Source organism: Pseudomonas sp. Irchel s3b5, from assembly GCF_900187435.1.
Lineage (GTDB): Bacteria > Pseudomonadota > Gammaproteobacteria > Pseudomonadales > Pseudomonadaceae > Aquipseudomonas.
In genome coordinates this window covers 47,340-62,755 of sequence record NZ_FYDY01000008.1, presented here as the reverse complement: position 1 = coordinate 62,755, position 15,416 = coordinate 47,340, and the positions used below count along the sequence as shown (strand labels likewise).

Annotated in this window: 13 protein-coding genes; all 13 read left to right on the top strand. The window is 58.5% G+C overall.

Features of this window, described 5'->3' with window-relative positions; translation table 11 throughout:
* Positions 1–2: 2 nt before the first annotated feature.
* The 13 genes from CKW15_RS11430 to CKW15_RS11370 all read left to right on the top strand — a co-directional run bounded on the left by CKW15_RS11430 (position 3) and on the right by CKW15_RS11370 (position 15,387).
* A complete protein-coding gene (locus tag CKW15_RS11430; protein ID WP_095058996.1) occupies positions 3–269 on the top strand; it encodes a chaperone NapD in 267 nt (88 codons plus the stop codon).
* Entirely contained in the window at positions 260–2,764 is a 2,505-nt protein-coding gene (gene napA, locus CKW15_RS11425; RefSeq protein WP_095058997.1) for a nitrate reductase catalytic subunit NapA, read from the top strand. Before CKW15_RS11430 ends, napA begins: the two co-directional genes overlap by 10 nt.
* Positions 2,765–2,775: 11 nt before the next feature.
* Positions 2,776–3,267 (top strand): nitrate reductase cytochrome c-type subunit, encoded by a 492-nt coding sequence (locus tag CKW15_RS11420; protein WP_095058998.1) that lies wholly within the window; start codon positions 2,776–2,778, stop codon positions 3,265–3,267.
* Positions 3,268–3,276: 9 nt separating this feature from the next.
* Positions 3,277–3,873 carry a cytochrome c3 family protein gene (locus CKW15_RS11415; RefSeq protein WP_095058999.1) on the top strand — a complete coding sequence of 199 codons (597 nt, stop codon included), beginning with the start codon at positions 3,277–3,279 and terminating at the stop codon, positions 3,871–3,873.
* A gap of 203 nt (positions 3,874–4,076) precedes the next feature.
* Entirely contained in the window at positions 4,077–4,817 is a 741-nt protein-coding gene (locus tag CKW15_RS11410) for a flagellar basal body rod protein FlgF (RefSeq protein WP_095059000.1), read from the top strand.
* 45 nt (positions 4,818–4,862) lie between these two features.
* Complete coding sequence (flgG, locus tag CKW15_RS11405; protein ID WP_053156553.1) at positions 4,863–5,648, top strand: flagellar basal-body rod protein FlgG; 786 nt, start codon at positions 4,863–4,865, stop codon at positions 5,646–5,648.
* Between the two features lie 52 nt (positions 5,649–5,700).
* Positions 5,701–6,396 carry a flagellar basal body L-ring protein FlgH gene (gene flgH / locus CKW15_RS11400; RefSeq protein WP_095059001.1) on the top strand — a complete coding sequence of 232 codons (696 nt, stop codon included), beginning with the start codon at positions 5,701–5,703 and terminating at the stop codon, positions 6,394–6,396.
* A 27-nt stretch (positions 6,397–6,423) separates the two neighbouring features.
* A complete protein-coding gene (locus CKW15_RS11395; RefSeq protein ID WP_095059002.1) occupies positions 6,424–7,512 on the top strand; it encodes a flagellar basal body P-ring protein FlgI in 1,089 nt (362 codons plus the stop codon).
* A gap of 11 nt (positions 7,513–7,523) precedes the next feature.
* The gene (flgJ, locus tag CKW15_RS11390; protein ID WP_095152137.1) at positions 7,524–8,807 is read left to right on the top strand and encodes a flagellar assembly peptidoglycan hydrolase FlgJ; all 1,284 of its coding nucleotides are present in this window, start codon (positions 7,524–7,526) and stop codon (positions 8,805–8,807) included.
* Positions 8,808–8,817: 10 nt separating this feature from the next.
* Entirely contained in the window at positions 8,818–10,830 is a 2,013-nt protein-coding gene (gene flgK / locus CKW15_RS11385; protein WP_095152136.1) for a flagellar hook-associated protein FlgK, read from the top strand.
* A gap of 13 nt (positions 10,831–10,843) precedes the next feature.
* The gene (locus tag CKW15_RS11380; protein WP_095152135.1) at positions 10,844–12,436 is read left to right on the top strand and encodes a flagellar hook-associated protein 3; all 1,593 of its coding nucleotides are present in this window, start codon (positions 10,844–10,846) and stop codon (positions 12,434–12,436) included.
* Between the two features lie 314 nt (positions 12,437–12,750).
* A complete protein-coding gene (locus CKW15_RS11375; protein ID WP_095152134.1) occupies positions 12,751–13,680 on the top strand; it encodes a ketoacyl-ACP synthase III in 930 nt (309 codons plus the stop codon).
* A 246-nt stretch (positions 13,681–13,926) separates the two neighbouring features.
* Positions 13,927–15,387 (top strand): flagellin, encoded by a 1,461-nt coding sequence (locus tag CKW15_RS11370; protein ID WP_095152133.1) that lies wholly within the window; start codon positions 13,927–13,929, stop codon positions 15,385–15,387.
* Positions 15,388–15,416: the final 29 nt, after the last annotated feature.

Below are 15,416 nucleotides of genomic sequence, written 5' to 3'. Positions count from 1 at the left end.
TCGTGGAAAAGACGCTGCACATTGCCAGTCTGGTAGTACATGCCCGTCCCGCCTTGTTCGAGGCGGTCAAAGCCAACCTGCGGTTGCTCACGGGCGTTGAACTTCATCAGGAAAGCCCCGCCGGCAAGTTAGTGGTTGTGCTGGAAACCGATCACGAAAGCCAGATTCTTCAGCGAATCGATCAGATCAATCGCTTGCCAGGCGTGCTCAATGCCGCCCTGGTTTATCACGAGATTCTCGATGTGACGGGAGAAAGCACATGCCTATGACTCGGCGAGAGTTTGTCAAAGCCCAAGCGGCCGGAATCGCGGCAGCGGCTGCGGGTCTCCCGGTGTTTACCTCGGCCAGTAACCTGATTACCGAACAAGACATGGTTTCCCTGAACTGGAACAAGGCGCCCTGTCGTTTTTGCGGTACCGGTTGCAGCGTCATGGTGGCGACCAAGGACAACAAGGTGGTGGCAACTCACGGCGATGTAAAAGCCGAGGTCAACCGCGGGTTGAACTGTGTCAAAGGCTACTTTTTATCCAAGATCATGTACGGCGTAGATCGTCTGACGCAGCCGCTGTTGCGCATGACCAATGGGCAATATGACAAACAAGGCGAGTTTCATCCGGTGTCCTGGGAACAGGCATTCGATGTCATGGAGTTGAAGTACAAAGAGGCGCTGAAGAACAAGGGCGGGGAATCCGTCGCCATGTTCGGCTCCGGGCAGTGGACGATCTGGGAAGGGTACGCGGCCAACAAATTGATGAAAGCGGGATTCCGCTCGAACAACATCGACCCCAATGCACGCCATTGCATGGCATCGGCGGTCATGGGGTTCATGCGCACGTTCGGTATCGACGAGCCGATGGGCTGTTACGACGATATCGAAGTCACCGATGCGTTCGTCCTGTGGGGTTCAAACATGGCGGAAATGCACCCGATTCTTTGGAGTCGGGTGACTGATCGCCGTTTAAGCCAGCCGGATGTGAAAGTGGCCGTGCTCTCCACGTTTGAACATCGCAGTTTTGAACTGGCTGACATTCCGATGGTGTTCAAGCCACAGACTGACTTGCTGATTCTCAACTACATCGCCAACCACATCATTGAAAGCGGTTCGGTCAACAAAGACTTCGTCAGCAAACACACCAAGTTCGCCAAAGGCACCGATGACATCGGCTACGGTTTGCGTTCCGACAATCCGCTGGAGATGAAGGCCAAGAATGCCGACAAGGCGAATACCTGGACCGACATCGACTTCGAGCAGTTCGCCGCGTTCGTCAAACCCTACACCCTGGAGCGCACCGCGAAGGAAACCGGGGTGCCGGCCGAGCGCCTCAAGGCATTGGCCGAGCTGTACGCCGACCCCAAGCGCAAGGTGGTTTCGTTCTGGACCATGGGCTTCAACCAGCACACCCGAGGTGTGTGGGCCAACAACCTGATCTACAACATCCACCTGCTGACCGGGAAAATCAGCGAGCCGGGCAACAGTCCGTTCTCCCTGACGGGCCAGCCTTCGGCCTGCGGTACGGCGCGAGAAGTGGGCACGTTCTCCCATCGCTTGCCGGCCGACCTGGTGGTGACCAATCCGAAGCACCGCGCCACCGCAGAAAAAATCTGGAAACTGCCGGCGGGAACCATCAAGGAAAAGGTCGGGTTCCACGCCGTGCAGCAGAGCCGCATGCTCAAGGACGGCGTGCTCAATGTGTATTGGACGATGGCCAGCAACAACATGCAGGCCGGGCCCAACATCATGCAGGAAGTGTTGCCGGGGTGGCGCAATCCCGAGAACTTCGTGGTGGTGTCGGATGTGTATCCCACCGTCTCGGCGCAGGCCGCGGATCTGATTTTGCCCACGGCGATGTGGGTCGAGAAAGAGGGCGCTTACGGCAACGCGGAGCGGCGTACGCAGTTCTGGCATCAACTGGTTTCGGCGCCGGGAGATGCCAAGTCGGACCTCTGGCAATTGGTCGAATTTTCCAAGCGTTTTACAACCGACGAAGTCTGGCCGGCGGAACTGTTGGAGAGTTCACCGCAGTACAAGGGCAAGACCCTGTATGAGGTGCTGTTCAAGAATGGTCAGGTCGATCAATTCCCCGCTGATCAACTGGCTGAGGGCTATCAGAACGACGAGGCCAAGGCTTTCGGTTTCTACCTGCAAAAAGGCCTGTTCGAAGAATATGCCCAGTTCGGCCGTGGACATGGTCATGACCTGGCGCCCTTTGATCGTTATCACTCCGAGCGCGGTTTGCGCTGGCCCGTCGTCGAAGGCAAGGAAACGCTGTGGCGCTTTCGCGAGGGTTATGACCCCTATGTCGAGAAGGGCAGTGGCGTGCAGTTCTACGGCTATCCCGACAAGAAAGCGATCATCTTCGCGCTGCCTTACGAGCCGCCTGCGGAAGCCCCGGACGCGGACTTCCCGTTCTGGTTGAGTACCGGGCGGGTGCTTGAGCATTGGCACACGGGGACCATGACCCAGCGTGTCGAAGAACTCTATAAAGCAGTGCCCGATGCGCTGGTCTACATGCACCCGGCCGATGCCAAGGCGTTGAATGCGCGGCGTGGCAGCGAAGTGAAACTCATCAGCCGACGCGGCGAGATGCGTGCCCGGATTGAAACCCGAGGGCGCAACAAACCGCCTCAAGGTTTGGTGTTCGTGCCGTTTTTCGATGCCAACAGGCTGATCAACAAAGTCACGCTGGATGCGACGGACCCCATCTCCAAGCAGACCGATTACAAAAAATGCGCGATCAGGATTGAGTTGATCAAGACGGCATAAGGAGCGCTTTCATGAATTATCGTTCGCTGTCCCTGCTTGCCGCTCTGCTGGTGTGGGTGCCCTTGGCATTTGCGGCAGAGCCCGGTTACCCACTGGATGCGCCTGCACCGGATGGTCGTCGGGTCGGCGGGACCTTGACTCAGGAGCTGCCCGCTCCACCCATCGCGGAAGACGAGAACAAGGACCTCAAGCGTGAACGTAATTATCCCGAGCAACCGCCGACCATTCCCCACAGCATTCGCGGGTATGGCATCGACATGAACAGCAACAAGTGCCTGACCTGCCACAGTCGCGGCAACAGTGCGCGCACCCAGGCGCCGATGATCAGCATCACGCACTACATGGACCGTGACGGCCAGGCGTTGGCGGCGGTGTCGCCGCGCCGGTACTTCTGCAACCAGTGTCATGTGCCGCAGAAAGATGTGAAGCCACTGGTGAACAACAGCTTCAAGAACATCGATCAGGTGTTGCAAGACGAAATCAACCGTCAGCCGAAACCTTGAGGAGAGGCCATGAAATCTTTGCTTGCCTTGCTCAAGGATTATTGGAGCGTACTGCGTCGGCCCAGCGTGCATTACAGCCTGGGCTTTCTGACGCTCGGCGGGTTTATCGCCGGGGTGATTTTCTGGGGTGGGTTCAACACCGCGCTGGAAGCGACCAACACCGAGAAGTTCTGCACGTCCTGCCATGAAATGCGCGACAACGTGTTTGTCGAATTGCAGGAAACCATTCACTACTCCAACCGCTCGGGCGTACGCGCCACGTGCCCGGACTGCCACGTCCCCCACGAGTGGACGCACAAGATCGCACGCAAGATGCAGGCTTCCAAGGAAGTCTGGGGCAAGCTGTTCGGAACGATCAGCACCCGGGACAAGTTCCTGGGCATGCGCCGGGAGCTGGCCGAACACGAGTGGGCGCGGCTCAAGGCCAACGATTCCCGAGAGTGTCGCAACTGTCACAACTTCGAGTTCATGGACTTCACCCGCCAGGGCAAGCGCGCCGCCAATATGCACTCCACTTCATTGGCCAGCGGCCAGGCGACCTGCATCGACTGCCATAAAGGCATTGCCCACAAACTGCCCGACATGAGCGGTGTGAAAGGCTGGTAGCCGGGTTTTCCCGGCGTTGCCGCCAAGCGGCACAAGCGCGCCGGTTTTTCGTCTTCGATACATTGTTCAATTCCCCTCTGATGAGCCTCAAGCCCCGTGTTTAAAGGGGGTTTGAGCCGCTGCGCGCAAGTTGGTCTGCAAATTGCTACAACCAGCGCAACACAGCGGTGGGCGGCAACCGTCCGGCATGCAGAGGAAAGATTGTGGACAAGTACCTTTATGTGGCAATGACCGGCGCCAGCCAGAATGCACTGGCGCAAAAGGCGCATGCCAACAACCTCGCGAACATCTCCACCAACGGCTTCCAGAAAGACCTGGAGCAGGCGCGTTCGATGCCGGTGTTCGGTGACAGCTTTCCGGCGCGTGCGTTTGCCTTGTCCGAACGCCCGGCCACCGATTTCTCCCCTGGTTCGCTGGTAGAAACCGGCCGCGACCTCGACGTTGCCGTGCAAGGCGATGGCTGGATTGCCGTACAGAATCCTGACGGCGGCGAAAGCTACGTGCGCACCGGCAGCCTGAACATTGACGCGCTGGGCGTGCTGCGTGCCGGCAACGGCATGCCGGTGATGGGCAATGGCGGGCCGATTGCCGTGCCGCCCGAGCAGCAGATCGAAGTGGGCGAGGACGGCACCATCAGTATTCGCGCGATGGGCGAAGGTCCTCGCGTGATGGCCGAAGTCGACCGCATCAAGCTGGTCAATCCGGACTTCAAGAACATGACCAAAGGCCTGGACGGTTCGATCCACACCAGGGACGGGCAGCCGGCGCAAGCCGATGCCAACGTCAAACTGGTGTCCGGGTTCCTCGAATCGAGCAACGTCAATGCCGTGGAAGAGATGACCTCGGTGCTGGCGCTGGCCAAGCAGTTCGAACTGCACATCAAGATGATGAACACCGCCAAAGACGATGACCAGGCCATGGCTCGGGTCTTGCAGATCAGCTAATTACCAGAACGTCGCGCCGTAAAACAGGCGCACGAGGAGAATCGAATGCTTCCGGCTCTATGGGTTGCCAAAACAGGTCTGTCCGCCCAGGACACCAACCTGACTACCATTTCCAACAACCTGGCCAACGTGTCGACCACGGGTTTCAAACGTGACCGCGCCGAGTTCCAAGACTTGCTCTACCAGATCAAGCGTCAGCCTGGCGCCCAGTCGACCCAGGACAGCGAACTGCCGTCGGGTCTGCAACTGGGTACCGGTGTGCGCATTGTCGGCACCCAGAAAAACTTCACCGCCGGCAGCCTGCAAACCACCGAGCAGCCGCTGGACATGGCCATCGACGGCCGTGGTTTCTTCCAGATCCTGCAACCGGACGGCACCACGTCCTACACCCGTGACGGCACGTTCCACCTGGACTCCAACGGCCAGATCGTCAACGCCAGCGGTTTTGCCCTGGAGCCGGCGATTGTCATTCCGAACGATGCTCAGACCTTCACGGTCGGCCGTGACGGTACCGTGTCCGTCACCGTGCCTGGCAACGCTGCGTCCCAGGTGATCGGCAACCTGCAAACCGCCGACTTCATCAACCCGGCCGGCCTGCAGGCGGTGGGTAACAACCTGTTCCTGGAAACCGCCGCCAGTGGCGCGCCGCAAGTCGGCACCCCGGGCCTGGCCGGTTTCGGTACCACGCTGCAGAACACCCTGGAAACGTCCAACGTCAGCACCGTTGAAGAGATGGTCAACATGATCACCACTCAACGTGCCTACGAGATGAACTCCAAGGTGATCTCCACCGCCGACCAGATGCTCTCGTTCGTAACGCAGAATCTGTAATCAAGTCTATGAGGCGGCCATGAGGTCGCCTGCAACACCGTGAGGTAGGGTCATGAATCGCTATGCATTTGTTCTGGCACTGAGTGGGATCACCGCGCTCGCAGGCTGCGTGCCTGTGCCGCCCAAGCCCAATGACCCTTATTACGCTCCGGTGTTGCCGCGCACGCCGTTGCCGTCTGCGGCGAACAATGGCTCGATCTATCAGGCCGGTTTTGAACAGAACCTGTACAGCGACCGCAAGGCGTACCGGGTGGGCGACATCATCACCATTACGCTGAACGAAAAAACCCAGGCCAGCAAAAACGCCAACTCGCAGATCGGCAAGAACAGCAAGGCCGATATCGGCCTGACCTCGTTCTTTGGCGGTGGCTTGAGCACCAACGATCCAATCGGCAGCGGCGACCTGAGTCTCGACGTCGGCTACAGCGGCGAACGCGCCACCAAGGGCGACAGCAAGGCCGCGCAGGGCAACACCCTGACCGGTTCGATCACCGTGACCGTGGCCGATGTGTTGCCCAACGGCATCATCGCCGTACGCGGCGAGAAGTGGATGACGCTCAACACTGGCGACGAACTGGTGCGGATTGCCGGTCTCGTTCGTGCCGATGACATCGCCACCGACAACACCGTGTCGTCGACCCGTGTCGCCGATGCGCGCATCACCTATTCGGGCACCGGTTCGTTTGCCGATGCGAGTCAGCCAGGCTGGTTCGACCGTTTCTTCCTCAGCCCGCTGTTCCCTTTCTAGGTGGCTACGTTGAATCTAAAACACCTCATGGTGGCCGCCCTGATGCTGTCCGCAGCCTTCAATGCTCAAGCCGAGCGCCTGAAGGACATCGCCAGTATTTCCGGCGTGCGCTCCAACCAATTGATCGGTTACGGCCTGGTGGTCGGGCTTAACGGCACCGGTGACCAGACGACACAAACCCCGTTCACCCTGCAGACCTTCAACAACATGCTCTCGCAGTTCGGCATCAAGGTGCCGCCGGGTTCGGGCAACGTGCAGTTGAAGAACGTCGCGGCGGTGTCGATCAGTGCCGATCTGCCGCCGTTCGCCAAGCCGGGTCAGCAAGTCGATATCACCGTTTCGTCCATCGGTAACTCCAAGAGCCTGCGCGGTGGCACCTTGCTGCTGACGCCGCTCAAGGGTATCGACGGCAACGTGTATGCGGTGGCTCAAGGCAACCTGGTGGTTGGCGGTTTCGACGCGGAAGGTCGCGACGGTTCGAAGATCACCGTCAACGTTCCGTCGGCCGGTCGCATCCCGGGCGGTGCATCGGTGGAGCGTGCGGTTCCGAGCGGTTTCAATCAGGGCAACAGCCTGACCTTGAACCTCAATCGTTCCGACTTCACCACGGCCAAGCGCATCGTCGACAAGGTCAATGACATGCTCGGCCCTGGCGTGGCCCAGGCCATCGATGGTGGTTCGGTGCGTGTCTCGGCGCCGCTCGATCCGAGCCAGCGGGTCGACTATCTGTCGATCCTGGAAAACCTCGAAATCGATCCGGGCCAGGCAGTGGCGAAAGTCATCATCAACTCCCGTACCGGCACCATCGTGATCGGCCAGAACGTCAAGGTGTCTCCGGCCGCCGTGACCCACGGCAGCCTGACCGTGACCATCACCGAAGACCCGATCGTCAGCCAGCCCGGCCCACTGTCCAATGGCACCACGGCGGTGGTGCCGCGTTCGAAGGTCAACGCTCAGCAGGAAGCCAAGCCGATGTTCAAGTTCGGCCCGGGCACCACCCTCGACGAAATCGTGCGTGCGGTGAACCAGGTCGGCGCGGCGCCGGGTGACTTGATGGCCATCCTCGAAGCCCTGAAACAGGCCGGCGCGTTGCAAGCCGACCTGATCGTGATCTGAGGACGGCGTTCATGGATATGCGCAAGAGCGGTCTGGTCAGCAGCAGCGATTCGGGTTCCTACTCGGACCTTAATCGACTGAACCAGCTCAAGGTCGGCGACAAGAACAGCGACGGCAACCTGCGCAAAGTGGCGCAGGAGTTTGAATCGCTGTTCCTCGGAGAAATGCTCAAGTCCATGCGCTCGGCGACCGAAGCGCTGGGGCAGGACAATCCGCTCAACACGCCAGCCGCCAAGCAGTATCAGGAAATGTACGACCAGCAGCTGGCCGTTTCGATGTCCCGTGAAGGCGGCGGTATCGGTCTGGCGGACGTGCTGATGCGTCAGATGTCGAAGGACAAACCCATGGCCCCGGGCGAGGCCGCCGCCGCATCGGCTGCCAAGCAAGAGGCGGCGAAAGCAGCGGTGCAAACGCCGGTGGCCGCCGGTACGGTCGCGCTCAACGGGCCACTGTCGCGGGTCAATGGTCAGCGTCCGTTGTGGGCTTCGCGCTCGGTGCATGCGCCGCAGGAAGCAGGCGAGGGCGCCCATCGCAATGACATGGCGCTGATCAATCAGCGACGTCTGGCGCTGCCGCCAAAACTGGCCGACCGCTTGCTCGCGGGGCTGGTGCCTTCGGCAACGACCACCGCTGCATCGGTCAGCGCAACCCCATTGCCGCAGCGCACGACCACCACCGGTACCGGTCCGTTGTACAACGGCGACTGGCTGGCCAACGCGCAGCAAGCCTCCAGCGGCGGCATGCAGATTTACGGTCGCGCCATGGCGCAGATTCCGCTGGCGCCAGCGAAGAAAGCCTTCAGTTCCTCCGATCAATTCGTCAACACCATGTTGCCGATGGCCAAGGAAGCCGCCGCCCGCATCGGCGTCGATCCACGTTACCTGGTGGCCCAGGCCGCCCTCGAAACCGGCTGGGGCAAGTCGGTCATGCGTGCTCAGGACGGCAGCAGCAGCCACAACCTGTTCGGCATCAAGGCCGGCAGCAGTTGGCAGGGCAACTCGGCACGGGCCATCACCAGCGAATTCAGGAATGGCGAGATGGTCAAGGAGACGGCGCAGTTCCGTTCCTATGATTCCTACAAGGACAGTTTCCATGACCTGGTGACGTTGTTGCAGAGCAACAATCGTTATCAAGAAGTCGTGAAGTCGGCCGATAACCCAGAACAGTTTGTACGCGAGTTGCAAAAGGCCGGTTACGCAACCGACCCGGACTACGCAAGCAAGATTTCGCAGATAGCCAGGCAGATGACGAGTTATCAAAACTACGCTGCGGCGGGCGTTTCAACGAATTTATAAGGTTTGAACCATGAGTTTGCTCAACATCGGAATGTCGGGTTTGTCCGCTAGCCACGCATCGTTGGTGACTACCGGTAATAACATTTCCAACGTCGATACCATCGGGTACTCGCGCCAGCAAACTGTTCAGGGCACCAAAAGCTCTATTCAGCATGGCAATGTGTTCATCGGCACCGGTACGACCCTGGCGGATGTGCGCCGGGTGTACAACAGCTACCTTGACGCGCAACTGCAAACCACCACTTCGCTCAATGGCGATGCGCAGGCCTATCTTGGCCAGGCCACGCAAATTGACAAGCTGTTGTCAGACAGCGGCACGGGCATTACCAAGACGTTGCAGTCGTTCTTCTCGTCGCTGCAAACCTTGTCCGGCAACTCGAACGACAATGCTTCGCGCCAGGCTCTGCTGACCAATGCCCAAGGCTTGAGCAGCCGCTTCAATGCCATGTCCCAGCAATTGAAGCAGCAGGGCACCTATATCAACGATCAGTTGGGCTCGATGGCCGATCAGGTCAACAAGCTGGCGTCGACCGTCGCCGCCTACAACAAGAAAATCGGTGAAGTCAGTAGTTCGGGTGGTACCCCCAACGAACTGCTGGACCAGCGTAATGAAGCCATCCGTCAACTCAACGAACTGGTCGGCACCCAGGTCACTGAAACCGATGGTCGGAAGGATATTTACCTGGGCAGCGGCCAGCCGCTGGTGGTCGGCGACACCGTCAACAAATTGCGCGTGGCGACCGATCCGACCGACCCGACTCGCTCATCGATCATCATGGACCGTGGCAGTTCGTCGATCGACATCACCAGCGTGATGAGCGGTGGCCAGATGGGTGGGTTGTTGCGCTATCGCAGCGAAGTGCTGACGCCTGCCGTCAACGACCTGGGGCGTATTGCCATGGTCGTGGCCGATCAAGTCAATAAACAACTGGGTCAAGGCCTGGATCAGAACGGCAATTTCGGTGCGGCGCTGTTCAACAACATCAACAGCGCGACGGCCATCAGTCAGCGCAGCATTGCCAACGCCAACAACAATCCGGCGTCCGGCAACCTGAATGTCACCATCAAAGACACCAGCAAGCTGCAAGCCAGTGACTATCAAGTGACGGTCACTGCTGCGGGCTACAACGTGCGTCGACTGTCGGATAACACCGACATGGGTAACTTCGCCTTCGCCACGCCTCCTGCGGCCGATCCGGTCATCGATGGTTTCAGCCTGAGCCTGAACAGCGGTTCGGTCGCCGTCGGGGACTCTTTCAAGATTACCCCGACCCGCAGTGGCGCTGCGGACATGACGACGGTCATGACTGACGCCAAAACCCTGGCCACCGCCGCTCCTCTGACCTCCACGAAGGCGTCGGGCAATGACGGCACCGGTGCTGTCAGCCAGCCGGACCTGACCACCACCCTGGATATCTACGATCCGGTCCAGCGCCTGGAAGTGCAGACGGCGGTCAAGGCATCAATGCCCGTGCGCATGCTGATGACCAGCGCCACCGCCTACGAAGTGTTCGATTCCAAGGGCAACAGAATCGGCACCGGCAACATCGTGCCAGGCCAGAATAACGACCTGAGTATCGCTGTGCCTTACACCGATGCCGGTGGCAATGCCAAAACCTTCAATGTGGGGATGACCGTCAGTGGTAGCCCCGCTTCAGGCGACAGTTTCAACATTGCCATGACAGCGGCGGGCAGCACCGACAACCGTAATGCCCAGTCGCTGCTGGGATTGCAGACCAAGGCGACGGTGGGTGCTACTGCCACCAGTCCTGGCGTGAGTTTTACCGAGGCTTATGGTGGACTGGTATCGAGCGTCGGCTCCCAGACCAAGCAGGCTCAACTGGATGGCACGGCCACCGACACCATCCTGACCGGGGCACGCAACGCCCGTGACTCGCTCTCCGGTGTCGACCTCGATGAAGAGGCAGGCAACCTGACCAAATACCAGCAGTACTACACGGCCTCTTCGCAGATCATCAAGACTGCGCAGGAAATTTTCAGCACTCTGATCAATGCCCTTTAAGGAGCCGTAGAACATGCGCATTTCTACAGCACAGTATTACGCCACGACGGCTGCGAACTATTCTCGCAACCTCAACAACGTAATGAAGACTGCCGAGCAGGCCAGTAGCGGCGTCAAGCTCGAGACAGCAGCGGATGATCCGGTCGGTGCGGCCCGCTTGCTGCAACTCGAACAGCAAAAGGCCATGTTGGGTCAGTACACAACCAACATCAGCGCGTTGAACACCGCACAGGCACAAGAAGAAAGCGTACTGGACAGCATCAATAACGTGCTGCAGAAAGTCAGCGAATTGGCTGTGCGTGCCGGTGGTGGTTCGTTGAACGACGATGACCGTAAATCCATTGCCGCCGAGCTAAAGCAGTCCGAAGAACAACTGCTGAGTCTGATGAACAGCAAGGACGCCAATGGTAAATTCATTTTTTCCGGCGCCAGCAACAACACTCAGCCGTTCGTGCGCAATAGCGACGGCACCTACAGCTATCAGGGTGACCAGACTCAGTTGGAACTGAAGATCGGCGATTCGATGAAGCTGGGTCTGAACGATACCGGTTGGGACGTTTTTCAGCAGGCGATCAACGCTGCGCGCAGTTCCACTACCATGACGGCGCCGCCTGTCGATGACGGACGCGTAGCCTTGTCGCCAGGTCTGGTGAGCTCGGGGCCTGCCTTCGATTCAAGTTTCCGTAGCGGCGAGCCATACACCTTGTCGTTCACCAGTAGTACTCAATATTCGATCAAGGATGCTTTGGGTAACGACGTGACCGCTGAGTCCACCCAGGGCGGTAAGTTCGATCCAAACACCAAGGGTGGCTCCGACATCAATTTTCGGGGTGTGACGTTCAAGCTGGATATTACGTTTCAGGCGGGTGACAACCCTGCTGACGCGGCCAGTGCTGATGCGGTCATCGCCGGTCACAACTTCAAATTAACGGCCAAACCCGACAGCTTTGTTTCCAACCGCTCCCCGAGCAACAATTCGACGGCAATCATTTCCCAGGCTTCGGTGAGCAATGCCGCCGATTACAAGAGCTTCTTTCCTGAAGGTGGGGCCGTGTTGAAGTTCACGGGGCCTGGGGCCTTTGAACTGTACGCGCGACCAATGACCAGCAGCAGTACGCCGGTCACCACGGGCACCGTAACGGCAGGCGTGGCAACGGCGGCCGGGGTTAGCTTCACCCTTGGAGGCACGCCGCCGACTCCAGCGGCAGGTGATCAGTTCGATATAGCGGTCAATACCCACCAGACTCAGAATGTGCTGGATACCATCAGCCAGCTGCGTTCGGCGCTTGACACTCCGACCCAGGGTAACCCGTCTGCACAGCGTTTTCTCGAGGACACGATAGCGTCGTCCATTGCCAACCTTAACAACGGTAAGAACCAGGTTGACCTGGCGCGCGGCGCGATTGGTGCCCGTGGCAATGTGATGGACATGCAGACTGACCAGAACACCAGTACCAGTCTGATCAACGAATCGACGAGTAACTCGATCAAGAATGCCGATCCAGCCGAAGTGCTGACCCGTCTGACCTTGCAGCAGACCATGCTGCAGGCCGCGCAACTGGCATTTGCGAAAGTCTCCCAGCTGAGCCTGTTCAACAAACTTTAAGTCAGTCTTGATCGATCAAAGCCAGCCCCTGTAATCGGGGGCTGGCTTTTTTTTGCATTTTTTTCAGGGGCGTGCAAAGCAGTGCGGGGCGTAATCCGGACCACAAAATCAAATAAAGCAGCGATCTCTGAGTGACCCGTCAGTCAAAACGCGCATCTTCACTGTATCCTGTCTGCGGGCGGTGAAGGTGGCGGGGCTGTCCAAGGTGTTTGTTTGAGCCCCGACGTTGCCTCTTCTGGGGGCCAGACCCTGACTGTAGACGCCCTCGATTCAGCGAGCGGCGATGTTCAGCTGTTTATTATTGGGAAGCCATAATGATTGGCATAAAAAATATAGCGAGTTACGTGCCGGCAGCCGGGATTGATAATTACGCCCAGGGTGCAAAGTTCGACAAGGATGAAACCTTCATCCTTGGCAAGATCGGTTCGGCATTTCTGCCGCGCATGGGTGCCGATCAGGAAACATCCGATCTGTGTGTCGAAGCCGCCAAAGCGCTGTTCGCCGCCAGTCCCGAGCTCAAGCGTGAAGCCATTGACTGCCTGATCGTCGTCACCCAGAACGGTGATGAAGAAGGGTTGCCGCACACCGCTGCAATCGTTCAGGACAAACTGGGTTTGCCGACCCATGTTGCCGCGTTCGATATTTCCCTGGGCTGTTCGGGTTACGTCTACGGCATCTATGCGATCAAAGGCTTCATGGAAGCGGCAGGGCTGAAAAACGGCCTGCTGATCACCGCCGACCCGTATTCGAAGATCGTTGACCCGGAAGACCGCAACACCACCATGCTGTTCGGCGATGCTGCCACTGCGACCTGGATGGGTGAAAACGCGGTCTGGCAGCTGGGTAAATCGAAGTTCGGCACTGACGGGGCCGGCGCACCACACTTGAAGGTCAGCGACGGCGTGTTCTTCATGAATGGCCGCCAGGTGTTCAACTTTGCCTTGTTGAAAGTCCCGGCGCATTTGCATGAACTGCTGGATGAGTCGAATTTGCAGGCCAGCGACATCGATGCCTTCTGCATCCACCAGGGCAGCGCGGCCATCGTCGATGCCGTGGCACGCCGCTTCGAAGAGGGTGAGCCTGAGAAGTTCATCAAGGACATGCTCGAAACCGGCAACACGGTTTCGTCGAGTATTCCGCTGCTGTTGCAGAACCACGTGTTCGATTCCAAGTGGACGCGCGTGGCCATCAGCGGCTTCGGCGTAGGCCTGTCATGGGGCTCGGCAATTCTCTATCGCGGTTGATCGACTGAATCGACGCAAAAAAACGCCCGGACATTTAAACGTCCGGGCGTTTTGCGTTTTACTGGCGCCGACTTTCTGGCTCTAAAGCCTTGAATATAAAGGGCTGGCACGCTGCCACTAAAAATTTGCAAAAAACCCCTCAAGCAAAGCCATCTCACGACGATAACTATTACGTAGGTTCTCTAGGCCAAACCCGACGGATGTCAGGGCCGGAAGCCGAAGTATCCATCCAACGAGGATTTCGTCATGGCTTTAACAGTAAACACCAACCTTGCTTCCTTGACCGTTCAGAACAACCTGAACAAAGCTTCCGGCAACCTGCAGACTTCGATGCAGCGCCTGTCCTCCGGCCTGCGTATCAACAGCGCTAAAGACGACGCCGCTGGCCTGCAAATTTCCAACCGTCTGACCAGCCAGATCAACGGCCTGGGCACTGCCATCAAGAACGCCGGTGACGGTATCTCCATCGCGCAAACGGCTGAAGGCGCGATGCAGGAATCCACCAACATCCTGCAAAAAATGCGTACCCTGGCCCTGGCTTCCGCCAACGGCTCGCCAAGCGCCGAAGACCGTAAGTCGAACAACGCTGAGTACTCGGCTCTGACCGCTGAACTGACCCGTATTGCTACCACCACTACTTTCGGTGGTCGTAACCTGCTGGACGGTTCGTTTGGTACTACTGCTTTCCAAGTGGGCGCCAACGCTAACCAGACCATCAACATGAGCCTGGGTAACGTATCTGCTAACAAAGTTGGTTCGCAGCAGCTGAAAAGCGTGGCCATCGCGCCATCGACAATAGCCGCAATGGTGCCAACTGGTGGTGCCGTCACTGTTACCGGTGGTGGCCAAACCGCTAGCTTCACCACCGTCACCGGCCAGTCTGCACAGAAAACGGCTTCTCAGCTCAATGGTGCTATCGGTGGTCTGTCGGCTACCGCCAGCACTGAAGCCAAGTTCACGGTTGACACTGCTGCGATTCTCGCTTCTGCTGCACCATCCAGCGCCAACTTCAGCATCCAAGTGGGCACCGGCACCGCTGTCAACATGGTTGGTGTCACCACAACTGCTGGTTTGGCTGACCAACTAAAATCCAACGCCGCCAAGTTGGGCATCAGCGTTAACTACAACGCCTCGACCGATATCCTGGAAGTCAAATCCGATATCGGCGAAAACATCACTATGGGTATCGGCGATGTCGGTGCCGTCGCTGGTATCACGGTTGCAGCTAAAGACGGTGCTGGTGCGTACGGTTCCGCTGTTGCCGCTGGCCCAGCCGCAGTACAGGTGACTGGTGCAGTATCGCTGAACTCCACCAACAGCTATTCGATGAGCGGTACTGGTGTAGATGGTCTGTTCGCACTCGGTGCGGTTCAAACTGCTGCCTCGACCCTTACCACCGTCAGCAACACTGACGTAACCACCGCTGCCACCGCGCAAAACGCTGTTGATGTGATCACCCAGGCAATCGCCAACATCGACTCCCAGCGTGCAGATCTCGGTGCCGTACAAAACCGTTTCGACAGCACCGTGTCGAACCTGCGTAGCATCTCGGACAACTCCACTGCCGCTCGTGGTGTAATCCAGGACGTTGACTTCGCAGCAGAAACTGCTCAGCTGACCAAGCAACAAACCCTGCAACAGGCTTCCACCGCGATCCTGTCCCAGGCTAACCAATTGCCATCCGCTGTACTGAAGCTGCTTCAGTAATTCCAGCGCTTGGTGACTGACGGAAGGGC

Coding starts and splice junctions, on each gene's coding strand:
- flgH (WP_095059001.1), top strand. CDS start 5,701: ATGAATCGCTATGCATTTGTTCTGGCACTGAGTGGGATCACCGCGCTC.
- CKW15_RS11370 (WP_095152133.1), top strand. CDS start 13,927: ATGGCTTTAACAGTAAACACCAACCTTGCTTCCTTGACCGTTCAGAAC.
- napA (WP_095058997.1), top strand. CDS start 260: ATGCCTATGACTCGGCGAGAGTTTGTCAAAGCCCAAGCGGCCGGAATC.
- flgJ (WP_095152137.1), top strand. CDS start 7,524: ATGGATATGCGCAAGAGCGGTCTGGTCAGCAGCAGCGATTCGGGTTCC.
- CKW15_RS11375 (WP_095152134.1), top strand. CDS start 12,751: ATGATTGGCATAAAAAATATAGCGAGTTACGTGCCGGCAGCCGGGATT.
- CKW15_RS11420 (WP_095058998.1), top strand. CDS start 2,776: ATGAATTATCGTTCGCTGTCCCTGCTTGCCGCTCTGCTGGTGTGGGTG.
- CKW15_RS11380 (WP_095152135.1), top strand. CDS start 10,844: ATGCGCATTTCTACAGCACAGTATTACGCCACGACGGCTGCGAACTAT.
- flgK (WP_095152136.1), top strand. CDS start 8,818: ATGAGTTTGCTCAACATCGGAATGTCGGGTTTGTCCGCTAGCCACGCA.
- CKW15_RS11415 (WP_095058999.1), top strand. CDS start 3,277: ATGAAATCTTTGCTTGCCTTGCTCAAGGATTATTGGAGCGTACTGCGT.
- flgG (WP_053156553.1), top strand. CDS start 4,863: ATGCTTCCGGCTCTATGGGTTGCCAAAACAGGTCTGTCCGCCCAGGAC.
- CKW15_RS11395 (WP_095059002.1), top strand. CDS start 6,424: ATGGTGGCCGCCCTGATGCTGTCCGCAGCCTTCAATGCTCAAGCCGAG.